At 60.0% G+C, this 23,601-nt stretch carries 19 protein-coding genes and 2 tRNA genes; 9 read left to right on the top strand and 12 right to left on the bottom strand.

Translation table 11 applies throughout. From position 1 onward, the window contains the following. Positions 1-84: 84 nt before the first annotated feature. From AUR04nite_RS01660 to orn, 7 genes are all read right to left on the bottom strand, one after another. Entirely contained in the window at positions 85-2,724 is a 2,640-nt protein-coding gene (locus AUR04nite_RS01660; protein WP_141361279.1) for a helix-turn-helix transcriptional regulator, read from the bottom strand. Between the two features lie 167 nt (positions 2,725-2,891). Continuing rightward, the gene (locus AUR04nite_RS01655; protein ID WP_141361277.1) at positions 2,892-3,605 is read right to left on the bottom strand and encodes a GNAT family N-acetyltransferase; all 714 of its coding nucleotides are present in this window, start codon (positions 3,603-3,605) and stop codon (positions 2,892-2,894) included. A gap of 73 nt (positions 3,606-3,678) precedes the next feature. After that, positions 3,679-4,512, bottom strand: a complete 834-nt coding sequence (locus AUR04nite_RS01650) for an aldo/keto reductase (protein ID WP_141361275.1) — start codon at positions 4,510-4,512, stop codon at positions 3,679-3,681. Between the two features lie 634 nt (positions 4,513-5,146). Further along, complete coding sequence (locus AUR04nite_RS01645; RefSeq protein WP_174787848.1) at positions 5,147-6,850, bottom strand: hypothetical protein; 1,704 nt, start codon at positions 6,848-6,850, stop codon at positions 5,147-5,149. Positions 6,851-7,256: 406 nt separating this feature from the next. Further along, positions 7,257-7,332, bottom strand: a tRNA-His gene (locus AUR04nite_RS01640). A 214-nt stretch (positions 7,333-7,546) separates the two neighbouring features. Then, positions 7,547-7,619, bottom strand: a tRNA-His gene (locus AUR04nite_RS01635). A 153-nt stretch (positions 7,620-7,772) separates the two neighbouring features. Then, positions 7,773-8,387 carry an oligoribonuclease gene (orn, locus tag AUR04nite_RS01630; RefSeq protein WP_141361273.1) on the bottom strand — a complete coding sequence of 205 codons (615 nt, stop codon included), beginning with the start codon at positions 8,385-8,387 and terminating at the stop codon, positions 7,773-7,775. Positions 8,388-8,648: 261 nt separating this feature from the next. Between orn and mptB (AUR04nite_RS01625) the strand changes: the two genes are divergently transcribed. The 7 genes from mptB (AUR04nite_RS01625) to AUR04nite_RS01595 all read left to right on the top strand — a co-directional run bounded on the left by mptB (AUR04nite_RS01625) (position 8,649) and on the right by AUR04nite_RS01595 (position 17,224). Beyond that, a complete protein-coding gene (gene mptB / locus AUR04nite_RS01625; RefSeq protein WP_246055264.1) occupies positions 8,649-10,142 on the top strand; it encodes a polyprenol phosphomannose-dependent alpha 1,6 mannosyltransferase MptB in 1,494 nt (497 codons plus the stop codon). Then, entirely contained in the window at positions 10,142-11,641 is a 1,500-nt protein-coding gene (gene mptB, locus AUR04nite_RS01620; protein ID WP_141361269.1) for a polyprenol phosphomannose-dependent alpha 1,6 mannosyltransferase MptB, read from the top strand. The genes mptB (AUR04nite_RS01625) and mptB (AUR04nite_RS01620) overlap by 1 nt, the downstream gene beginning before the upstream one ends. A 58-nt stretch (positions 11,642-11,699) precedes the next feature. Further along, positions 11,700-12,788, top strand: coding sequence for a VanZ family protein (locus AUR04nite_RS01615; protein WP_141361267.1), 1,089 nt, complete (start codon positions 11,700-11,702; stop codon positions 12,786-12,788). Positions 12,789-12,922: 134 nt separating this feature from the next. Beyond that, positions 12,923-13,693, top strand: a complete 771-nt coding sequence (locus AUR04nite_RS01610) for a DUF2637 domain-containing protein (protein WP_141361265.1) — start codon at positions 12,923-12,925, stop codon at positions 13,691-13,693. Positions 13,694-13,828: 135 nt separating this feature from the next. Further along, the gene (locus AUR04nite_RS01605) at positions 13,829-14,923 is read left to right on the top strand and encodes a GTP pyrophosphokinase (RefSeq protein ID WP_141361263.1); all 1,095 of its coding nucleotides are present in this window, start codon (positions 13,829-13,831) and stop codon (positions 14,921-14,923) included. Positions 14,924-15,046: 123 nt separating this feature from the next. Then, positions 15,047-16,648: an ABC-F family ATP-binding cassette domain-containing protein gene (locus AUR04nite_RS01600; protein ID WP_141361261.1), complete on the top strand. Its 1,602-nt coding sequence runs from the start codon at positions 15,047-15,049 to the stop codon at positions 16,646-16,648. 117 nt (positions 16,649-16,765) lie between these two features. Beyond that, positions 16,766-17,224 carry a hypothetical protein gene (locus tag AUR04nite_RS01595; protein ID WP_141361259.1) on the top strand — a complete coding sequence of 153 codons (459 nt, stop codon included), beginning with the start codon at positions 16,766-16,768 and terminating at the stop codon, positions 17,222-17,224. Positions 17,225-17,285: 61 nt separating this feature from the next. Here the strand turns inward: AUR04nite_RS01595 and AUR04nite_RS01590 are convergent, their stop codons facing one another. From AUR04nite_RS01590 to AUR04nite_RS01580, 3 genes are read right to left on the bottom strand one after another with little or no spacing between them, the layout of a single operon-like run. Then, positions 17,286-18,191, bottom strand: coding sequence for an SURF1 family cytochrome oxidase biogenesis protein (locus tag AUR04nite_RS01590; RefSeq protein WP_141361257.1), 906 nt, complete (start codon positions 18,189-18,191; stop codon positions 17,286-17,288). Then, entirely contained in the window at positions 18,192-18,443 is a 252-nt protein-coding gene (locus tag AUR04nite_RS01585) for an acetone carboxylase (RefSeq protein WP_141361255.1), read from the bottom strand. Positions 18,444-18,445: 2 nt separating this feature from the next. Further along, the gene (locus tag AUR04nite_RS01580) at positions 18,446-18,901 is read right to left on the bottom strand and encodes a DUF3099 domain-containing protein (protein ID WP_141361254.1); all 456 of its coding nucleotides are present in this window, start codon (positions 18,899-18,901) and stop codon (positions 18,446-18,448) included. A 218-nt stretch (positions 18,902-19,119) separates the two neighbouring features. Here AUR04nite_RS01580 and fabG point away from each other — a divergent pair, with 218 nt between their 5' ends. Next, entirely contained in the window at positions 19,120-19,842 is a 723-nt protein-coding gene (fabG, locus tag AUR04nite_RS01575) for a beta-ketoacyl-ACP reductase (RefSeq protein ID WP_141361252.1), read from the top strand. Between the two features lie 81 nt (positions 19,843-19,923). Continuing rightward, entirely contained in the window at positions 19,924-20,673 is a 750-nt protein-coding gene (locus AUR04nite_RS01570; protein ID WP_141361250.1) for an SDR family oxidoreductase, read from the top strand. A 64-nt stretch (positions 20,674-20,737) separates the two neighbouring features. Here AUR04nite_RS01570 and AUR04nite_RS01565 read toward each other — a convergent pair whose 3' ends face one another. Together AUR04nite_RS01565 and serB are read right to left on the bottom strand one after the other, a co-directional pair. Beyond that, positions 20,738-22,489: a VanW family protein gene (locus tag AUR04nite_RS01565; RefSeq protein ID WP_141361248.1), complete on the bottom strand. Its 1,752-nt coding sequence runs from the start codon at positions 22,487-22,489 to the stop codon at positions 20,738-20,740. Between the two features lie 162 nt (positions 22,490-22,651). After that, complete coding sequence (serB, locus tag AUR04nite_RS01560) at positions 22,652-23,572, bottom strand: phosphoserine phosphatase SerB (protein ID WP_141361246.1); 921 nt, start codon at positions 23,570-23,572, stop codon at positions 22,652-22,654. Positions 23,573-23,601: the final 29 nt, after the last annotated feature.

Below are 23,601 nucleotides of genomic sequence, written 5' to 3'. Positions count from 1 at the left end.
CCTTCGCAGAGCATTGGCCGAACAAAGCCAGTCTAATTCCCAGAATCATCCCAAACGCAGAAAAATGCCTCTATAGGTAGTGCCCTATCCCAAATCAGGTATTGAATCCGGTGCAGGCATCGAAGCCAGTAACGGAATCAACTGCCGGCGATCAACAATCCCCAATTTCGCATAAGACTTCTGAAGGTGCCCCTCCACCGTGCGGGTAGACAAAAACAGCTTCTGAGAAATCGCCTGATTGCTCGCACCCTGCGCTGCCAAGATGCACGAAGCATATTCACGCTCGGTAAGAACCGTAGGATCAATGCGGCCGCGACCCAGGGCAAAAGTATTCACCCCCACGAGGGGGCGCGCCAGCTCCACAGCCATGTTCAACAGCTGCGCCGCCACCGAACGCCTTCCCAGCGCTCTAGCCCGCGACGCTGCACTATTGGCAAACTGCGCCGCCAGCAATACATGCTCCGCCTCCATATGCCCGCCAACTACCGCTCCTGCTGACAGCTCAGTAGGATCAGACAACACTGGAGCATAGCTTTCAAGAAGCCGAGCCAACGGACCTTGAACCACAGAAGCAGACTGTGAGAGCACGCTTGCATCCTGCAACAGCCCACACTGCCAAGCTTCCAAATGCAGCCTCATCACCAAGTAATGACGTCCAAAACCCTGTGCCTGGGACAACTGGCGCTCATACTCCTGCAGGGCGCAGTCCTGGCCCTCAGCAAAGGACAAGACCGAAACCAACCCAACCATCGCCGCCGGCCGAACAATCTGACCAGAAACATCAGGCTCTGAACGAAACAACTCCAAATAACGCAGGACTCCGGCCCTGTCGCCGAGCAAAGCCGAAGCCTTTGATGCCAAGAGTGCAACAAACCCCTTCAGCAGGTACGTATCGTTCACAGCAAAGTAGCTCAACGCCTGCTCAAAAGCCTCCAAGGCCTGTACCGCCAGACCGCACTCCAACAAGCTCAACCCGGTGCTGATCATGACATTGCCCTGATTGGGCTTCAACTGCTCAGCTCCAAAGTCACGGGCTGCGCCAAGCATGGAAGACGGCGCGACCCCTACGGCAAAAGTCAGCGAAGGCAATGCAAAGAGCAGCTCAGACCGAGCAGATGCAGGCTCCCTCGAAAACTGCGGGTCCTCGGAATAGCGAAGGAACTCCGCCATCGACTCCTCGGCACGACCGCAATAAGCCTGTTCAATAAGAACATGCGCCAAACACGCCGCACGCCCCTCCGCACTCAACGCTGACGACCCAGCAAACTCGCGCAAAGCGGCAACATCCGCCACCTGATTACTCCGCGACCTAATCAACTGCAGGTAAGCGCCCACTGATTCAGGATCGCCCGGCCGAGGAGCAAGAATCTGCTCAGCAACCTGAGTCCGGCCCAAACTCGCATACACGATCTTCGCTGCAACAAACCGAAGCTCAGAATCTCCCATCTCCAAATACGGCTGCAACAGCTCAAACGCAGCCTCAGGCTGACGAAGCTCATACAATGCATCTGCCCGAGCCACCAGCAAAGACTGAAAACACTCCCACTCATCAACACGGCGGCGATCAAGCATCGAAGTCAAGGCAAGCACCCGGCTAAACCGCCTGGCCTTTGACGCTTCCAAAGTGTCTGCCAGCAGCTCCTGGCTCGGAACCGGCAACCCCATCTCCAGCCGATGGCGGGTATATCTGCTTCGAAACTCAGCATCAAACCGATCCCACGGCAATCGCTGCTCAATAGCAACCAAATGCCGACGCAACGTCATCGCATCAAAAGTGCTCAAAACCAACTGCGGAGACAAACCCGCACCCAGCATGACCAGCGACAAGCGCTCGCCGGTAGCTGGGTTTTCCGAAATCACGTTGAGGGCGGCGAGCCCGGATTCCACGGCATCAAATACATTGCTGCCCATGAGTTCGATGGCCATGCTGAGTTCTAGAGGCCCTGTCACTGCGAGTAGTTCAATGCTCTCGCGAATGTCTTCTGACTGATTGCCCAGCCGGGTGGCGACGAGATCAGAGGTTCGAGAGCCTCGGGGGATCCAGTTCATGTCCAGAGTCCAATAGCCACCGTGTTCGGACAGGGCACCGGCCGACTTGGCATCCAATGCCAGCTCGTGAAGATGAAGCGCGTGCCCCGTAGACATTTCCAATAGCCCGGTTGCCGCGCTCGGATTAATTTGACCCTCAAGGACCTCGGCAAGCAGCATCTCGGCATCGGGCAAAGTGAGCGGATTCAAGTCCACGCGCAGCGAGTCGTGCAGTGACAACAAGGTGAGAAGGTCGTGCGGCAACGATCTCACCGAGGAAGTGGAAATGAGCAAACGAATGTTTCCCGACGCCTGCAGCTGCTTCAAGACGGCAGCGCTCTGTGCATCGACGTACTCGGCATGGTCGAGGAAAACGGCCACGTGGGAATTCTGGGTAGCTTGCCCGATTCCCTGAACTAGTTCAATTGAAGATGCTCCCATTGGGTCGCCGGGAATTTGGGAAGCCAAGATGCCCAGTGTCGAAAAGGGCACTTTGCTCAATGCAGGAGAGCCGATCAACCGGTGAAATTTCTGTTGCAGCCGCTCTAGCAGCTGCAGTCCGAATGTAGTCCGGCCTGTACCCATATCGCCGACGATAAAGACTGTTCCGCCGCGTTCTGAAGTTGCGACGGCATCGTCGAGCTGCTTCTTCCGCGACGGAAGAATCGATTTGGGCGGGGGAGCGGAACCGGTCATGGTTCTAATAATCGACTCTTCTGATGACAGCGGTCAAGTATCGAACACACGTAAAGCAGGTAGGCGAGGGTATTTACCTTGGAGGCCAGCAGATGAATAATACGCTCGTCCACCAGCCTCGTGGAGGTTGCTGCTGGACCCTGAGAATGGGAGGACGTTGGCCCGGCCTACTCAGGCAGTGCCACGTCCCATGTGCCGAAAGGGCTGAACCCGCAGCGTGCGGCAAGAATCAGGGATGATTCATTGTCCAGTTGGCAGCGGTATTGAGGCTCTAGGCCGTGCTCGGCAATGTGGAGAGAGATCGCTTGTACGACCTTTCGGGCAAAGCCACGTCCACGAAAGTCGGGCAGGGTGATGACCCCAATATCGGCCATGCTCTCATTGCGGCTGAATGGGTAGGCGCTGCCGATCGCGGCCAGCTGACCGTCGTGGAACGCGCCGAAGACTGCCCAATGTTCAAGCTCAACGTAGGCTTCGTCAAGATCCGCTTCCGGTGCTCGTGCTGTGAAGTCATCGAAGAGGTCCCGGTCATCAGACCGCAACTGCCGGACATCGTGCGCCGCCGGGTCTGAGCGGAGCATTTCCAAGGCCTGAGGGCTCAGGAAGAACAGCTGGTCCGCTCCGTTCATTGCCAGACCTGCCGAAATGAGGGCGCGCCGCAAGTCAGATTCATTGCGGGCGTTGTGAACCAAGGGGTCGGTTGAAAGATCTTGGGAGACTAGTGCCAGAACTTGACCCGGCAATTCGAGAATTTGCGCAGGGAATTCCGGAGCTGCTTCTTCTTCAATCCCAACCCGCAAACCAGGAAGATCTACCAACGTGCTGCCAGAGGAGAATGGCTCAATCCATGCTGCATCAACCTTTGGTCCAAAATCCTGCATTCGGCTTCCTCCTCCAAGATCGGCACAATTGCCTCAGCTACTTTTATCTGACGCTACCGTGGGCGACAGCCAGCTAGAGCATCTCCAGCGGCGATTTGCGTTGAGGCGCAGAAAATACCTCGTCAATAATCTGAAGGTGATCAGTTGAAAGCTTCAGCTGGGCTGCCTGCGCATTTTGCTCAACGTGGGCCAACGACGAGGATTTCGGAATCGCAATCGTGTTGCCGTCGCGGATGGCCCAGGCAATGAGCACCTGGGAGACGTGAAGGTCCAGGCTTTGGGCAATCTCTTCAAGCGCAGGATGGCGCAGAAGCCGGCCTTGTTCAAAAGGGGAGTAGGCCATGGTTGTAATTGCAGGTTTGGACGCGGCATGCATTGGGAGCAGGTCGTATTCAACGCCACGGCGGCTCGGGTTGTAGAGGACCTGGTTGACCAATGGAGTCGACGGAAGTGCTGGAAGCTCATCGGAATCGAAATTGCTCACGCCCCATGCACCAATCAGGCCGCGCTCAATGAGCGTCTCGAATCCGCGGACGGTTTCTTCCAGAGGATGTGAACCAGGCCAATGCAGGAGCAGGAGATCGATGAAGTCGGTTCCCAGACGCTCAAGCGAGCCCTGGCAGGATTCAATGGTTCCACGATAGGAAGCTTCGTAGGGCAGTACCTTGTCCACCAGGAAGACTTCGTCGCGGAAGGGGGCAATGGCCTCTCCGACGAGTTCTTCGGCTAGTCCGTCGCCATACATGGTCGCAGTATCAACGAGCGTGAGACCGAGTTCGATGCCTCGGCGCAGCGTGGCGATCTCTTCTTCGCGAATGTTGGGATCTTCTCCCATGTACCAGGTGCCCTGGCCGATGGCTGGGACCTGTACGCCGTTGGCTAGCTCTATCTGTGGAATGTTAGGCATGTCCGAAGCCTAAAGCACGAATGACTTGGCAGTGAACTTCGTTAAGCGGGCCAGTTCGGGGGCTAAGCATCTAATCACAACCGACGTAGATGATTTTGCGTTCGAAGACTTTTCGATGCATGGGATGAGCGCGGTCAATCCGGACTACTTCATGGCGTCACGATTCACCGGATGTTCGGCCGTAGGCATCCCCACCTCACCGGACGGTTCGCAGATGCCTACGATACGACACCGACTCCGGCTGATCCTGACCAGCCGCGTACGATCTACCGGGGTGGCCTGCATCCTTTGTATGGTGCTACTTGACCAGTAAGACGGCGTGAAGCGCGGATTGTTCTCGAAGCACGTGGGGCTCTGACCGATCCAATTTTAAGGGACCGCTGGTTGTACAGGAAACCGGTGCAAGGGGTTGCAACTACGCTTGAGAATCAGATGGTAATCAGTGGTTCTAGCGGACGCTCTTCTGGAATTCGCGGGATATTTCTTGGTGTGGGTGGAGCTGCTGCGGTTACAACTTTGATGTCCAAAGAATCATTTTGCGCGTTAACCGGCTCGGGCTCAGCTGCTTCTCTTGGCCAGGCCGTCTGGTAGCGGGATTACTTCCTGCGAACTTAATGAATTACTCGCTCAATTTTTAGGAATCGGTGTCGTTGCCTGCTTCAGCGAGTTCTTTAGTGGCTGTAGTTGCCGAAACTGCCGATGACGTCCTTTCGGAGAGAATGGCGGCCAAGCTCTTAATGTCTTCGCGAGCCGCCGAGTCCGGGAACATCCAGTGCAGATCGTGATCCACTGTAGCCACATCGATGGTGGGTCGGGTGTTCTTCCCATTGTGTGAGCGTACTCGGACGTTACGTACCTTATCCAGGGAGTAGACAGGTCCGATTTCACCACGTTTGAGGAGATTTCCTGGGGCGGCGGTGATGATCCGCCGATTGGTGACCGCTATGAACGCGCTCGGCGCGAGCTTCTCAACGAGGGCACTGGCCTTTCGTGGTGCAAATGCGTCCCAAGTTGCATCAACTCGTTTAGCAAGAACCGCTGGCAGGACTCCAGTGAAGTTGTGAGGTCCCACTTCGTACGGGAAGGCGATGCTGCGAAGTACTTCGCCTTCCTCAAGGAACCACCGAACGATTTTCAGATAAGGGTCTAGTGCTAACCCCTCGGGTGCGCACACGGCCTCTGGGGCTTCTGTTATCTTGACAGCTTGCTGGAGCTTATCGGCAATAGGCTCGATGACTTCGAGGAGATACTGGCATGTGAACTCGGATGCCTTTGCGTCCTTCCGCTTCTTCGTGAGGGGCGCAGTGGCGCGTCCGGGGAGTTCGGCGATGATTCGCAACTCGCGCACGAGTGACTGTGTGAGCTGCTTGATCTCGCGAAATGACCGGTCGATTTCTGTCGAGGTTTTCTGCGTGATCTGCTCGAAAATCCGTGCCTCGCTTTCGTCGTTCGCGCTTCGTACTCGGGCCCGCGACGCCCGAAGCGATTGGTACTGCGCGTACATCTTGAGTGAGCTCAGCAATGCATGTGAGTCAAAGATGATTGCTTGAGCGTTCGTTTCAAGGTATTGCCGGCGCGCGTGCCCGTCCAATTTTTTAAGTTCCTTGACGTGTGCATCCACGTTGCCTCGGTATAAATGCTGCTTCTCATCAATCTCGGTGCCCACGTGGGAAACGCGATCCCATACGGATTCGTTGACGGTGCCAATTGCGATCGCTTCTTGGAAGGCGCCGTCTACAGTCTTTACGAGCGCCGTGAGCTTTGCCCACTGCTCGCTTCGAATAGTTGCGAGCGCCTGCGTCGTGAGTTGGATGTTAGTGCGAACGAGTCCAGAGATCTCACCGAGCTGCATTTGGAGAGCGATCATGGCGACGGCCGGGCCAATGGATGCGAGCGCGGAGCCGACTGTCATCGAAGCGGGGATAAAACGAGCCTGTGCGACTAGTTCACCGTTTTTGAAGATCGCTCCGAGCTTGGCACCGTCCTTTGCAGCCATCTGTCCACCGCTCCGTAACAGGGACAGTGTTGCCTCATTGACACGGAAGAGACCTTGTACGTTCGATGCGGCTTCCGTGAGGTTTCCGACGATAGTTCCCGCGTTGCCCAGGGAGTTGAGAGCCGCTGAGAGCTCGGTACGGTCAATGGGCGGCATCAGATCAAGACTGATGGGTTCTAGCCCGTCGGGAACTTCGCCGAATACGGCTGCGACACCTGATGCTACCTCAACCAGGGTTGTGGAAGGTGTGCATTCAAGCGCCTCCGACCAGCTGTGGTTATCCTCTCGCGCCTGCGTGCTGACGACCTCATCGACTTCGCGCTTGTCGCTCTGGTCGTCCATAGGGGTTCTCCTTCTCGCAGGGACTGCTTCGTTGATTTGTTCAGCTGCTTTATTCAAGTATGTCAGCCACATCCGACAGCGGCCGGAAGATACACAACAGCTCGTTTCACTGCTGTGAAGGAGGCTGGCCTTGTCAACGTTCGGATATCCCGCCGCCGAAGCGTTCGGGACTCTTCAATTGCTGTCACTACCGTGTCGCACAACTGATAAGACGTCGCAGTCAGAGTAAGGAGCGTCGTGATGTAGCCCCTGAAACGCAGTTGCCACAATGACTGCCTAATCGGACTATCGATGATCGGGCCAGTGGCCGTGGAAACAGGAATATTCCTATGTGGCGAAACGAAAACGAGGTTCAAACTTTCGATAAGAGTGAAGACTCTTATCGAAAGTTTGAACCTCGTTCAATTGGGGTGAGTAACGGGGTTTGAACCCGCGACCTTCTGGACCACAACCAGACGCTCTACCGACTGAGCTATACCCACCATGTGCGACTTGAACCAAGTCAAATGCTATTTATGCAATTGGCTCGTTTCCGGCAACGAGAAAAACTATACACTATTTTTTGTAGTGAAAGCCAATCGGGAATCTTTGGCGAATTTCCCTTCTGATCGCGCCCAGTTTCCGGCAGGGGACTGAGCTGCGGATAATGCAAAAAATCCGGTTGCACGCACTGCATGCAACCGGATTCTTATTCCGGGTGAGTAACGGGGTTTGAACCCGCGACCTTCTGGACCACAACCAGACGCTCTACCGACTGAGCTATACCCACCATGTTCGCTTAGATCCTAGTCAGAAGCATCTCTGCTTCAGATTTCGTATCTGGCAACGAGAAATACTATACACATACTTCGCTCAGGAATTCCAACTGAGCGCCCCTCGCGGCACTGTGGGGTGCATCACCCAATGCCGCGAGGGGAAACTCCTACTTGAACTCCGGTGAGGAAATCGACGCGGCGATCTTCCGTGATTCATCGGTGGTTGGGCCCGGAGCAGGAACCATAATGGCCGCGCGGTAGTAGCGCAGCTCATCGATGGAATCCTGGATATCGCCCAATGCGCGGTGGTTGCCGGTCTTGGCGGGGGCCGCGTAATGCGCCTTGGGGTACCAGCGCCGGCTCAGTTCCTTCAGCGTGGATACGTCGATAATCCGGTAGTGGAGGTGTTCGATGACTTCCGGCATGTCCCGCATCAAGAAGTTCTTGTCGGTGCCCACCGAGTTGCCGCCCAGCAGCGCCTTCTTGGCTTCTGGGACGTGCTTCTTGATGTAGTCCACGACGATGCGCTGCGCCTCGTCTATGGTGATGCCGCCGTCGAGTTCCTGCAGCAGGCCGCTGACCTGATGCATATTGCGCACGAAGTCGTCCATTTGGGCCACGGCCTGGGGTTCAGGCTTGATGACCACCTGGATTCCCTCGTCAACCACATTGAGTTCGGAGTCGGTGATCAACACCGCTACTTCGATCAAGGCGTCATTGACCAAATCTAGTCCGGTCATTTCGCAGTCGATCCATACGATCTTTTCTGAATTACTAGCCACGCCCCTAATCTACCGCCATCGGCGTTGTGGTGCAGTCCACTGCCAATTCCCGGCTGTGCCGGACGGTGTCTTCTGACTCCCTTATGGAGGTCAATGCTAAAATCGAGGGAGATTTTAGGGCTCCCAGTATTCAAAATTCTGTTGAACTGACCGTTGTGTTTTGAGCTCTGACTATGATTTTCGTTCTCGATTCCGTGAGGTGTGATGGTGTCCGCTAAAAGTCTGGGGGCGCAGGAGACTGTACATATACCCGGCGTTTCCGTGACCTTGCTCAACGGCATCATCGGCTCATCGCTCATCCTCTTCGGCTCATTCGGCATCGGCTGGCTTGCCAGCGTCTCGCCGCTGAACCGCGATGCGTTCTTCATTGTGATGCGCACCGAGCCGGTGGCAGTGATCCTTTCCTCGGTCATCCTGTGCTTGGGCTTCTGGGTGCTCTTCAGGGCATGGTGGGTCCTTGGGCAGCTGCTGAAAAAATGGGAGGACGGAACCCTCCGGGTGGTTCGCAAGGCAGTATGGCTGTGGAGCATTCCGCTGCTGGTCACCCTGCCGATCGTCAGCCGCGACGTCTTCGCCTACATCGGGCAGGGACGGCTTGTCGAGGCCGGCCAGGATCCCTATGTGGACGGCATCTCCTCGCTGAACAACTGGTTCCAGCTGGGCACGGACACCATGTGGGCCCAAGACGGCACCCCGTACGGCCCGCTGTTCCTGACCATCGAGTACCTCGTGGTCAAGGTCACCGGCGGCTCCACCGACGCGGCCATTCTGTTCTTCAGGGCGATCGCATTCATCGGCGTGCTGCTGACCCTGCGCTACCTGCCCAAGCTGGCGCAGCTGCATTCGACCAGCGGCGCAAAAGCCGCCTGGGTCGTCGTGGCGAACCCGCTGTTTCTGATCAACTTCGTGGCCAGCGCCCACAATGATTCGCTCATGGTGGGACTGTCGGTATGGGCCGTCTACCTGGCCTGCAAGCAGAAGGGCATCATGGCGGTGGTGGTGCTCACCGCATCCATCGGCGTCAAGCCCATCACCCTGGTGCTGCTGCCATTCATCGGCCTGTTGTGGGCCGGCAAGGATGCGAGCTGGCCTCGGCGGATCCTGTACTGGTTCTATTCGGGAATGATCCTGCTGGTGCTCATGGCGCTGGTGGGCATGCTCAACGGATACTGGTTCGGCTGGCTGAAGGTCATGCTGTTCACCGGCACCGGCTTCTCGGTGTTCGCGCCGGTGGGCATGATCGTGATCCTTGCCAGCACCTTGGTGTCCTCCATTGGCATGGGCACCGACTGGATCCTGCCGGTGGCCAAGCTGCTGGGCCGGCTCATTGGCGTGGCACTGGCCTTCGTGGTGATTTTCCGCGGCAGGTACGAGCGCCTGGTGCTACGCCTGGCGGTGGGCTTCTCCGCCATCGTGGTGCTCTCGCCGGTCATCCAGCCCTGGTATCTGCTGTGGCTGCTGCCGTTCTACGCGGCGGTGGGCATCAAGGAAAACTGGCAGATGCTCTGGGTGTACGTGACCACGATGTTCTTTGTCGCCTACCAGGCGGCGGACCAGCTGTTCATCTGGCAGTTCCTGCAGGAGGACCTGGTTCCCGCGGTGCAGCTGATCTCCTGGACTGTCTCTGCGGCGTGCCTGCTGTTCCTGCTGTTCGTTGATCCGAAGACCCGCCGGATCATCCCCGAGCTGCTGTTCTCCATTAAGTGGGTGCGTGAAAAGTGGGGCAGCTTCTCCAACCGCAAGAAGCAAGCCTAGTGAAACGCCGCGGCAAACCGGGTCTGACTGGACGGCTGGGGCTGCACCCGCTGGCCTGGCACGGGTTTTTCGCGTCTGCCCTGATTGCTTTCGGCTCCTGGGGCGTGGGCTGGTTCCCGCGCAACCAGCTCTCCGCGCTGGCGCGCTCCGGCTTCTTCGTGCAGTTCCGCACCGATTTGTTCGGCGTACTGTTATGCATTGCCGCCATGGCGGCAGGCATCGTCTGGCTGATGCGCACCTGGCTGCTGGCTCGTCCCTGGGTGGGCGGCTCGGCCGACCTTGACGCCAAGCAGCAGGGCAAGCTGATCGCCATGTGGGCGGCTCCGCTGATGCTCAGCTACCCGATTCTCTCCAGGGACGTCTACTCCTACCTGGCCCAGGGCCGGATGCTGGAGGCCGGAAAGTCCCCGTACACCTCCGGCATCTCAGTGCTGCCCGGCTGGTTCGACGGGGGAGCGGACGGGCTGTGGGCCCAGTCCCCGTCGCCCTACGGCCCGTTCTTCTTAGTTTTATCCCGATGGATCTACGTCGCCTCCGGCGGGGTGCCGGAAATCGGCATTGGCCTGCTGCGCATTGTTGCAGTCATCGGCGTCATCGGCTGCTATTTCTTTACCGTCAAGCTCGCCGCGAAGCTGAACCACAACACCCACTGGGCCGTCTGGGCAGTGGTGGGAAATCCGCTGTTCCTGCTGACCATGGTCGGAGGAGTGCACAATGACGCGCTGATGATCGCCGGGGTGTTCTGGGCGTTCCTGCTGGCCTATGAGAAAAAGCCGATCTGGGCTACCCTGGCCCTCGCGCTGGCGGTGTCCATCAAGCCCATCGTCCTGGTGCTGCTGCCATTCCTCGGCCTGGCGCTGATCGGCGCCCAAGCCGCGATGCGCCAGCGAATCATGAACTGGGTGAAGATCACCTGCTACAGCGCCCTATGGCTGCTGATCATCGGAGCGGTGACCAATTTGTGGTTCGGATGGTTCCCGGCGATGTTCACCGCCGGAGACGCCGCCTTCCCCTACGCCCCGGTAGGGCTGCTCGGCTGGAGCCTGGGAAACCTCGCCCAGGTGCTCGGTGGCTCCTTCGCGCTGACCCAGCAGGTGGTGGTGACGGCATTCCAGCTGCTGGCCCTGGCGCTGGTGGCAAAGTTCGCCCTGGCCAAGGACACCTCCAATCCGCTGCGCCTCTCCGCATGGGCGCTGAGCGCCGTGGTGCTGCTTTCGCCGCTGATCCAGCCCTGGTACGTGCTGTGGCTGATCGCGCTGTTCGCCATGTCCAAACAGCTCTCGGCCGGCTCGGAGCGCCTGATGATCTGGGTGACCTCCGCCATCTTGGTTGCGGTATATGTCGACCAGCTCTCCATCGAGCAGTGGTACACCGTGTGGCTGCTCAAAGCGGTCGCGGCGGTGCTGATCATCGGATTGATGCTGGCGATGTACCGCTTCGACACTCGGGTGCGCTGGGTGCTGCGCCTGGAGCAGGAGCCGCAGTCCAAATCGCACTGACGAATTTCACAGCGCCGGCGATGGAAATAGCCTGGCTGGATGCACTTAGATTGGGAACATGAACAGTGTTACCTGGCCCGGCGCCGTCGCGATCCTCGGCAGCATCCTCTTCCTCGGCGTGGCAGGGGTGTTCCTGCTGGCCATCCAGTACCGGCGGCACGGCAGGCTTTCCTGGCGCAGGACCATCACCACGATAGCCGCGGCGGTCTACGGGTTCGGCCTGTTCAGCTACACCATGCTGCCGCTGCCGGACTCGCAGAAATTCACCTGCCGGGCGACGCAGCTGGACCTGGGGCACTTCGTCGGCGACTTTGCCAGGGCCTATGAGCATGGCCTGCGCAGCTTCCTGACCGGCTCCACGCTGTGGCAGGTGCTGTTCAATATCATCCTGTTCATGCCGCTGGGCATCCTGGCGGTGCGCTGGCTGCGCGGAAACATCTTCACCGGCGTCGTGCTCGGCTTCGCCGCCAGCCTGGCCATCGAGCTGACCCAGTACACCGGCATGTGGGGGCTGTACCGCTGCGCCTACCGCGTGGCCGACGTCGACGATTTGCTGATGAACACCCTCGGCGCGCTGCTCGGCGCGGTCATCGCTTACCTTCCGATCTTCGCGTTCCTCTCTGGACCGCGCGAACCGCGGGCCATTGATGCGCCGGCTCGTCCCGTCACCCGCCGCCGTCGCGCGCTGGCAGACTTCTTCGACTCTTCCTTCGCCGGGGTCTCGGTGTTCATGCTTGCCGCAGTGCTGCAGCTGTTTGCCACCATGGGCGACTATGAGGTGGACCCGCGGGTCCTGAATTTCGTGCTGCCTTCCATCGTCGCGGTAGCGGTGTTCGTCATTCCGGTGCTGGCGCCGGGGCGGGCGACGCTGGGGCAGCGCTGCGCCTGGATCCAGATCACCTCCGCGGACCGCAAATTCGTCCCCGCCTGGAGGAGCCTGCTGCGTACGGTGCTCGGCTTTGGCGGCATCACCTTCCTCTTCCAGATTTCCACTAGCCTCAATGAAGCACTGGACCTGCCGTGGCTCGGCGCGTTCGCCGCCCTTTACGCGCTGGCCAGCGCGCTGTGCTTCTTGATGGTCCCCAAGACCCGCGGCCTGGCAGGTGTGCTCACCGCCACAGGCTTCGCCGACCGGCGAAGCTCATAGCAGCGCGTTGCACACAAGTGCGGGCGCTGAGGCTAAAATAGATCTGGTGCCTGGTGTTCGGACAACGCTGGAGGGCCCAACTCGCGTCAACCGTTCATCCCCATATTTACGAGAGTAAAGGTCTGCAACGCAGCATGGAAGAAAACAAGCCAGTAGTCCCCAACGAACCGCACAAGGCAGTCCTTGGCACCGCTGTCGGCGCGACAGTCATCATCGCCATCGGCGCATTCATCCTCTCGTTCGCAGCGTTGACCGACCTGGCTGAGCGTTCGGGCATTGATTCCAGCCTCGCCTGGATCTGGCCGATCATCATCGACGGCATGATCGTGGCGGCCACCGTCGCCATTGTCGCGCTCAATGGCTTCAACCGCCGTGCCATGGTCTACCCCTGGTCGCTGCTGTTCTTCGGCGCCATCGTTTCCACCGCCGCCAACTCCACGCACGCGATCTTGACCGTGGACTCCATTGAAAACGGTGTGCCGCCGCTGGTCTCCGCGCTGGTGGCCGCCATGCCGCCGATCGTGCTTCTCGCCATCACGCACCTGACCGTGCACATGTACCAGAAGAAGTCCGAAGCCGCGAAGATGCGCGCCGAGCTGGAGTACGACGAAGAGCGCGAGAACGCCGAGAAGTACGGCGTTGCCTACGACGACGGCTACAACGCCGCGCTGAGCGACGCGAAGACCGCCGAGGACGAGCGCTTCGCCCAGCTGGAGCAGGAGCACCAGGACGACCTGGCCCGCGCCCGCGCCGAGGCTATGGCCGCGGCCCGCAATGACTCGAAGGTCACCCCGATCAAGTCCGGCGGCTCCCAGGCGCCAGAAGCCAAGAAGCCGGTCAGCAGCAGCGAAGACAAGACCCCGCTGTACGAGGACATGGCCAAGCAGCGCTTGACCCGCCCATAATCCTGCGTGATCCCCATGACGGGGGTCGCCTCACGTAAAGTCAATCCCGAAGGGGCGCGGCCCGCGGGCCGCGCCCCTTCTCGGCTCTTTTAGCGGTTGAGCACCGCACAGTGCTGTCGAAGGAGGCATCTGAAGATGGATTCACCCAAGAGCGCCAAGGACGATGAGTTCTCTGAGCAGATCTCTGCCGCCGTGGCCCAGTACGGCAAGGTCACCGGCGAGCTGAATACCGTGCTCTCGGCGATGAAGGCAAAGATCCGCCGCCTCTTCTCCCATGCCGAGGTGCAGCCCTTGTTCATCACCGGGCGGGTGAAGTCCAAGGAATCATTCCAGGCCAAGGCCTCCCGCCGGCTGCAGGAAAATCCCGACAGCGCCCCGGTGCTCGAATTTCCCAACCCGCTGCGCGAAGTGCACGACATGGTGGGCCTGCGCATCATCGTGATGCTTCCCCATGAGATCCAGCAGGTGGCGAGCCTGATCAAGTCCCATCGCGAAGTCTTCGACTGCCGCAGCGACAGGGAGAAGGACATCGGCTCGGTGGAATCGGGCACCTACGGCTACTCCTCGCGCCACCTGCTGCTCAAGACCCGCAATGAGCCCACCGTGCGCAAATTCCAGGAAGCACTGGGCAAGTCGGTGGTGCCCAGCGGCAACTTTGTCTTCGAGGTGCAGATCCGCACCATTTTGCAGCATGCCTGGAGCGAAATGGAACACGACATCCGCTTCAAGCACCCCGGCGAAGCGGCCTGGAACCCGCAGATCGACCGGCACTTCACCGCCACCGCCGCCATGCTTGAAACCGTGGAAGACTACTTCACCGACATCGACGAGCTCTACCACCGGCTCAACGGATACCACGATGAATCCGGTGCGGGAGCCGAAAAGCTCAGCGGCGAAAAGATCGGCGAAATTTGGCAGACCCTGCTGCCGCACGTGGACCGCAAGCGCGACGACGACTGGTCCTGGGCGGCCGAGCTGCTGGACGCCCATGGCATCGACCAGACGTGGCAGCTGGCGGGGCTGCTGGATGCGGAAGTGGTGCGCGAGGTGCGCGCCGCGCTGGACCACCGCTACTCTCCGGGACCTGACCGGCTGCTCGACGATGTGCTGTTGTGGCGTTTTGGCAAGGACCACATCGAGAAGACCAGCGGCTCGGACCTGCGCCGGCAGGGCTCGCTGCGCCGCCGGCTGATCCAGATGAACGACTACCGGTCCAAGCACGAGCTGTGAGCCTGCGGCGCTGTCGAATCAAACACAGTGTTCTTCATAACGCCGTTTTCACCGATAAGATAGATGAGTTGCCCATTTTTGGGCACCTCTGATTGATCTGCACCCGTGTGAAAGGGCCACCACATGATTTCCGTAGCCAACCTTGAGCTACGCGTCGGCGCCCGCCTGCTGATGGACGAAGTGAACTTCCGCATCGACAAGGGCGACAAAATCGGATTGGTGGGCCGCAACGGAGCTGGCAAGACCACCATGACCAAGGTGCTGGCCGGCGAGTCGCAGCCGACCGTGGGCGAGGTGACCCACAAGGGGTCCATCGGGTACCTTCCGCAGGACCCCAAGACCCCGGACATGGAACAGCTGGCCCGCGACCGCATCCTGGCAGCCCGCGGCTTGGACGAGGTGCTGAACAAGCTGGCCAAGGCCCGCGAGGACATGGCCAGCGAGGACTCGGCAGTCGCCGCCAAGGCCATGCGCCGCTATGACCGCCTGGAAGCTGAGTTCATCGCCGCCGGTGGCTACGCGGCAGAATCGGAAGCCGCCGCCATCTGCTCGAACCTGGATTTGCCAGAGCGCATCCTGAACCAGCCGCTGCGCACCCTTTCCGGCGGCCAGCGCCGCCGAGTGGAACTGGCCCGCATCCTGTACTCGGATGCAGAAACCCTGCTGCTTGACGAGCCGACCAACCACCTGGACGCCGACTCGATCATCTGGCTGCGCGACTTCATCAAGAACTACGCCGGCGGCGTGCTGATGATCAGCCACGACACCGGGTTGTTGGATGCCACCGTGAACAAGGTGCTCTACCTGGACGCCAACCGCGCAGTGGTGGACGTCTACAACATGAGCTGGAAGCGCTACAAGGTGCAGCGCGAAACCGATGAGCGCGCCCGCAAGCGCGAACGCGCCAACATCGAGAAGAAGGCTTCGGTGCTGCTGGCTCAGGCCAACAAGATGAAGGCCCGCGCCTCTGGTGCCTCCGCAGCGCAGTCCATGCTCAAGCGCGTGGACCGCATGCTTTCGGGCCTGCAGGAGGAGCGTGCCAGCGACAAGGTCGCGGCGCTGCGCTTCCCGGATCCGGCGCCGTGCGGCAAGACCCCGCTCATGGCCGAAGGGCTGTCCAAGGCCTACGGCTCGCTGGAGATCTTCACCGATGTGTCGCTAGCCATCGACCGCGGCTCCAAGGTGGTCATCCTCGGCCTGAACGGCGCCGGCAAGACCACCCTACTGCGCATGCTGGCAGGCGTCTCGCAGCCTGACACCGGCAGCATCATCCCCGGCCACGGGCTGAAGATCGGCTACTTCGCGCAGGAGCACGACACCCTGGATCCCGAGGCCACCGTGCTGGCCAATATGCGCCGCAATGCCCCTGACCACCTGGGCGACGCGGATGTGCGTTCGATCCTCGGTTCCTTCCTGTTCGTCGGCGACGACGTGGAGAAGCCTGCCGGCGTGCTCTCCGGCGGCGAGAAGACCCGACTGGCCCTGGCGACCATCGTTGCCTCCAGCGCGAACGTGCTGCTGCTCGACGAACCGACCAACAACCTGGACCCCGCCTCGCGCGCCGAGGTGCTCGGTGCACTGTCCACCTTCCCGGGCGCAGTGGTCATGGTGTCGCACGATGAGGGAGCCGTCATGGCGCTGAAGCCCGAGCGCGTGGTCATCCTGCCGGACGGCGACGAGGACCTCTTCAGCGAGGACTATCTGGAATTGGTCAGCCTGACCTAGGCCAGAATTCTGCGAGAACACCGGCTGCCAAGGGATTTTGCCTTGGCAGCCGGTGTTTTTTAGCGCCTGCGGGATACGATGATCCAAGATGCCATTCATTGATGAAGCGAGGACTGCATGCGCTGGGCCCGAAGGAAAGTTCACTGCGCGCTCCTGCTGGCGCTGCTTCCGGCCTGTGCGCTGAGCGCCTGCGCGGCGAATCAGGGCAATGAGCATGACGGTCCGACCCCAAACGCGCTGTGGGCTTTCATGGACCCCGGCGCCGTCACCGTTGACAGTACGGTACTGGACATCGGCGTGCAGCGGTCCGGCTGCGCGGACGGGTTCACCGGCGAGGTCGCCGATGCGCAGGTTGTCTACGAGCAAGAACGCATCGTGGTGAACATGAGCGTCGAACCCATTGATGCCGGCCCCCACGACTGCCAAGACAACGAAACGGTGCCCTACCAGCTGAATTTGGAGGAACCGGTGGGCAACAGGCAGTTGGTGGACGGGGGATGTGCGGATTCATCGCTGTCCGGGGCCACAGCCTGCAGCGACGGGGGAGTCCGCTGGAAGCCTGGGGCGGGAAGCTGAGCCAAAAAGTGAAGCCGATGAACGCGGTGCGTTCATCGGCTTCAACCGTATTTGCTGCGGACTAGCTGCCCGGGTGGGATGAGGACTTTTCCTCTTCCCACATGGCGTCCTCGATCGCTTCGTCGGTCAGTGAACCGTCGCGGCGGTACTTCTTCGCCTCTTTCTGGCGGACCTTGCGCACCTTGTGCACCGGCTCCTCAAAGCCCATGGCCTGGGCCTCAGCCAATTCTGCGGCGTCTTCAGCGTTGATCTTCTTCTGGGTGCGTGCCGCATACCAGAATCCTACGAAGGCCAAGACGCCGAAGATGTACCACTGGATTTCATAGGACAGGTGCGGGCCCTCGTCCATGTCCGGCGGATCCAACTGCTGCGGTGCATCGGCCGGGGCAGGGCTTTCTTCGTACATGATGCCGTAGGCGCCTTGGGCGACAGGCTGCCCGGTCGCATTTTTGAAATCTTCAAGGTTGATCGTTGCCAGCTGCCCGTCGGGTGCGCCTCGGTCCAGGCGGACTTCGCCGGGCTTGAGCCTTGCCTTGAGCGTCACTTCGCCGGCAGGCGCCGCCGGCACAGCGTCTGGCCGGCCGTGTTCGTTGTTGCCGATCGGGAGGTAACCGCGGTCGATGAGCACCGTTTCGCCTGCGCCGGTGGTGAATGGCACCAAGACCTCATAGCCAGGCTGGCCGCTCTTAATGCGGTTGCGCACCACCAAGGTGTCATCCGCCGCATAGCGGCCGGTCAATTCAACCGTGGTCCAGGTCTTTGCTTCGGGAAGATTCTCGAAGTAGCCGATGGCTTCTTGGCCCTTCAACGGCGCGGCAAAGTAGTTCTGGTTGACGCGGTTGATGCCTTCGAGGACCTCGGTGCGCCGGTTCGACTGCCAATTTCCCAAGGACACGCAGGCGACGGCGAAAACGGCGACCAGTGCCAGCCATCCGAGCCACCGTGAACTAACTAGAAAACGATACATCTAGTCGCTGGCTCCTTGAATGGATTCGAAGGGGACTGTTTCCTTGTACAACAGGCGCTCCTTGAGATAGGTCTCAAGCCATTCGCGGTGTTCCGAGCAGGCGAGCCAGATCTTTCGGCGGTCGGGGGTGTGGATCTTCGGGTTGTTCCACAAAATCTGGAAGTCGGCATGGGCCTTGCAGCCCTTGCGCGAGCATTGGACGGGTGCGGGCTGCGGCTGGGCCGGGCCGCCGAGTGATCCGAGCAGATCCATGGTCAGCTCTCCTTCGAATCATTTGGCTTGCCGTCGTCATCGCTCTGGGCGCGCGGTGCATCGGCGTCTTCGGCATCCGAACCGTTGGCGTTGTCTTCGACGAGCGAGCCGTCGATCACTTCGGTGCTGGCCGGGTGCTCCATGGGATCGCCGGGATTCAACTGCGCCGCCTCGGTGGGCTTGTAGAACTCGGCAGGCGGTTCGCGCTTTGAAAGATCTGCACCGCCGTTGGCAATGACCACGGCGACATATGGCAGGAACACCGCTCCGATCAGCAGCGCCCAGCGCAGCCAGCCGGTTGCGAGGAAGGCCAAAATGAAGCAGATCACGCGAATCGTCATGGTGATGGTGTATTTGCGTATGCGGACATCGCGCTCGGCGGTATGCGATTCGCGAGCGTCGGTAATGCGGTGCACCTGAGGTTCATTCGGCTCAGAGTGCGCATGGTGCTGAGACATCGAGTGTTTCTTCGCTTCATGGACGGAGGTTCAGCTCTAATTATCTCACTCAAGGCCTGAAGAATCGAATTTCTACACTTTGTCGAAGCGGTAAAACCCGGTGGTAACAAATAGGATTGATGACGGAGTAGCTACTTACCTAAGTAAAGTGCGCGTGATTTGGCTGCCCGGCACTGGCCGCGGCGGCAGGAATGGCGATGCACGAATGGAGATTTACATTGACTACTGAATCATCGACTGGCCGCAGCGTCCTGGTCACCGGCGGCAATCGAGGAATCGGCTTGGCTATTGCCCGGGCCTTTGAAGCAAACGGCGACAAGGTGGCAATTACCTACCGCAGTGGCGACGTCCCCGAAGGGCTGCTGGGCGTGAAGGCCGATGTCACCGATGCCCAGTCCATCGACGAGGCATTCAAAGAAGTCGAAGCGGCGCATGGCCCGGTCGAGGTCATCGTTGCCAACGCGGGCGTGACAAAAGACACCCTGCTGCTGCGCATGAGCGAAGACGACTTCACCTCGGTGATCGATACGAACCTGACCGGCGCCTTCCGCGTGGTCAAGCGTGCCGCCAAGGGCATGCTGCGCCTCAAGCGCGGCCGCGTCGTGCTGATCTCTTCGGTGGTCGGGCTGTACGGCTCGCCGGGCCAGATCAACTACTCGGCCTCCAAGTCCGGCTTGATCGGCATCGCCCGTTCGCTGACCCGCGAGCTGGGCTCGCGCGGAATCACCGCCAACGTGGTGGCCCCGGGATTCATCAACACCGAGATGACCGCTGTGCTCCCGGAGGAGACCCAGAAAAACTACCTGTCCACCATTCCTGCGAACCGTTTTGCCGAGCCTGAAGAGGTAGCGAATGTTGTCCGCTGGGTTGCCAGCGACGAGGCCGCCTACATCTCCGGCGCGGTCATCCCGGTTGACGGCGGATTGGGAATGGGCCACTAACGGGCCCCGAAGAACCAGGCTTTACGCGGGCTGGCCCACAGGCCGGCCTGCCCCAATTTTCAACAGAAGGAGTAAGTGAAGTTGAGCGAATACAAGGGCGCAATTGTCACCGGTTCATCGCGAGGCATCGGCTCGGTGACCGCACAGCTGCTGGCCGAGCAGGGCATCGGCGTAGTGATCAACTACCGTGCCAAGGCACCGCGCGCGAACAAGATCGTTGCGGCGATCGAGGAAAAGGGCGGCAAGGCTGTAGCCGTCGGCGCCGACCTGACCACCGTCGAGGGCCCGCAGGCGCTGGTCGACGCGGCCATTGAGAACTTCGGCTCGCTGGACGTGCTGGTTCTGAACGCTTCGGGCGGCATGGAGACCACCCTGGGCGAGAACTACGCTCTGCGTTTGAACCGCGATGCCCAGGTAGCGATGCTCCAGGCGGCGCTGCCAAAGCTGAGCGAGGGCGGACGCATCGTGTTCGTTACCAGCCACCAGGCCCACTTCATCCACGAGGTATCCACCATGGATGCCTACGACGCGGTGGCCAAGTCCAAGCGCGCTGGCGAGGACGCGCTGCGCGAATTCATCCCGCAGCTGGCTGAGAAGGGCATCAAGTTCGTCGTGGTTTCCGGCGACATGATCGAAGGAACCATCACCGCTACGCTGCTGAACCGCGTTGAGCCAGGCGCCATCGAGGCCCGCCGCGAGGCTGCCGGCAAGCTGTACTCTGTCGAGGAGTTCGGCGCAGAGGTTGCCAAGATGGTCTTCGCCGACGTGGAGTCCGGCCACACCGAACTCGTCGGCGGCGCCGAGGACTTCCTGAAGCAGGCTGGCAAGTAGCAGTCCGCGCACAGCACGAAGGCCCCTTCCACAATGGAGGGGGCCTTCGCTGTGCCTGGAGATATTACTTGTTATCGCAGACGATCTTGTTCCATGGGCTGTAGGTCCAGGTCTTCGTTTCGGCCGGAAGCTTCTTCGAGCCGTCGACCGTCTCGCGGTAGCGCGTAACGTCGATCGTGAAGCCCTTCTTTCCGCCGGACTCGGAGATGCACTGCTTGGCCTTGTTGTGCACGGTGGTCGGGTTGGTCTGGTTGTACTTGCCCGAGGAATCCTGGGTGACCTTCCAGTACTTTGTCGACCACAACCGGGTGTGGACCCGGTCGCCGGAAACCCAGGCCTGAATCATGACGCCGTAGGGAGTGTTGTTCTCCCAGATCATGTCCACCTGGCCTTCCCACAGGGTCGCTTCGCGGCCTGCAGGGTAGCGGTCGAACCAGCGTGAATGCGGCTTGTGGGTGATGTCGTCGTAGCCGGCCAAGAAGCCGACGTTGTACATCTGGGTGGAAATCTGCGACAGTCCGCCGCCCACAGCCTCGGCGCTGAAGCCGTTCTCCACGACGCCCGAAGAGTAGTAGCCGTTGGCAGTGGTGATGGGGCCCAGTGCCTGCAGCAGGGAGAAGCGTTCGCCCGGCTTGACGATGATCCCATTGACCCTGGCCGCACCGGCGCGCAGGTTCTTGGTGCGGACGGTGTCATAGGTCGGGTACGGGGTGGAGAAGTCGACGATTTCTTCCTTGATCCCCAGCTTTTCGGCATCGGCGGTGCTGAAGTCGGCTTCCGACTCGGTCATGGCAACCTCGGCCTTGCGCTCTTCGCTCTGGCTGGCGGCCAGGACCTTGGCTCCCAGATCCTTGGTTTCAAGGGAGACGCCCTTGACGGAATCCTGGATCGTCGGCTTGCCGTTCTTCAATACGATCTTGGCATCTTTGGCGGTGCTGGAAAGATCTGAATTCTTCGTGGCGGCTTTGTAGAGCTTTTCGTCGTCGAGGCTGATGCTCGGGGCATCGTCCTTGATCTCAAACTTTGCCGCCGCGGCAATGGATGCGGGGGATATTGACGCAGTTTTGTCGCCAGATACCAGGGTCACATCACCCTTGAGCAGCGACACCACCTCGCCGTCGTAGAAGTCCTGCAACTTCTCTTCGGAGACCTTCGGCTTGGCGACGTCAGCTGGCAGTTCGATGGCAGGACCGGCAATCTTCCAATTTTCAGAAATCTCCGACGCCGAGGCATCGATGTCAAGCGCCACGCCGTCGACAGGCTTGTCCAATGCCGCCTTGCCGTCCTTGAAGGTAATGGCGCCTTCCTTGACGCTGCTGTCGGTCTTCTTGGCAAGATCTTCCAGTGCCGACTTCAGCTTGTCGTGGTCAACGTCGATGGCGGCCGCGGCAGTCATGTCTCCGGTGAGCTTTTCGTAGAGTCGCACCGGATTGACTTCAAAGCCGGTGAGGTCCTCGACGGTCTTGTCCACGTTCAGGCTCAATCCTGCCTGTGCCGGATCAATGTCATAGCTCTTGCCGTTGACGACTGCCTCGATGGGCTTGTCCAGCAGGGGAATTACCTGCTCCTGAAGTGCCTGGCGGGCCTGATCCTGGCTCATGGACCCAATGTTGACCCCGGCGATGGCCGCGTTCTGCGGCACCTGAGAGCTGACGTAGGCAGCCCCTCCGAAATATGCGGCGGCGAGAGCTACAACGCAGGAACCGGTGATAATCCACGGCTTGGCGCTGTTCTTTGGCTTTCGCTTTTCTGGAGAGGGGCTCGGCGAATAGGGATTCGACCCAGTCGACGAGCTATCTGGTTTCGGGTTCTGCACAGGACTATTGACTCTTTCAACAAGCGGTCAGTTGATGGCGCCATGACCAGACTCCCGTCAGGGTCAAAGATAGCGTCAGTTGAAATACTATCCGCTTGAACAACTGAGAAAATGCAGGAACGGCCCAAACGATCGAATCGTTATCTAGTTGTTGGAATTCATCTAGCTCAAATCATTGAGGACTAGGTCGGCGATGACATCCAAACGTGAGAAATTAATCTGTGCATCTGCCTGCTCCCGCAGCGCCGGCTTGGCATTGAAAGCGACGCCTAGCGCCGCTGCGGTGACCATGTCCAGGTCATTGGCTCCGTCTCCGGCGGCGATGGTCGCATGCATGGGAATTCTATGCTCTTCGGACCAGGCGCGGAGCATTTTTTCCTTGGTGCTGCGGTCGACGATGTCGCCATGGACCGTGCCGTCCAATACTCCGTCGCTCATGCCCAAGGTATTGGCCAGTGCATGGTCGAGGTTCAGCTCGGCAGCCAAGGGGTCGAGGATTTGCTGGAACCCGCCGGAGACCACGCCGACCTTGTGCCCTGCGGCGTGGAAGCGTTGCACCAGTTCGCGGGCGCCGTCGGAGAAGATGATTCGTTCGCCGACTTCAGCAAGCACGCTAGCAGGCAGGTCCTTGAGCGTGGCTACGCGTTGAATCAACGACTGTGCGAAGTCCAGTTCTCCGCGCATCGCCGCTTCGGTGACCGCGGCGACCTCTGCCTCGCGGCCCGCATGGGCGGCGAGCAGCTCGATGACCTCTTGCTTGATGAGGGTTGAATCCACGTCCATGACCAGCAAAAGCTGCGGGGCCTGCGCCAGAGAGGCATCGATGACAGCGGCGCAGATATCTGACTCGTTCAAGGTGCCGGCGGCAGCCATGGCAGCCACTGCCTCGCGTGCCTCCTGCGACAGGATCTGGGTGTCGGCATCCCTTGCCGGAGCCTTGGCCACCAGACGGTCCGAGCTGCGCTGGATGGTGAACTGGGCGCCGGCGACCAGCAGCTGCTGCACTGCGGAGCTGTCCAGCAGAGACTCGAAAATGCTTGCGGGCAGCGACGGGCGGGAAACAAAAACAAGGGTTGAGGCCATGGGTACATCTTCTCGTTTACGCTGCTGTG

It is taken from the genome of Glutamicibacter uratoxydans (assembly GCF_006539925.1).
Lineage (GTDB): Bacteria > Actinomycetota > Actinomycetes > Actinomycetales > Micrococcaceae > Glutamicibacter > Glutamicibacter uratoxydans.
This window is presented reverse-complemented; position numbering and strand designations above follow the sequence as displayed.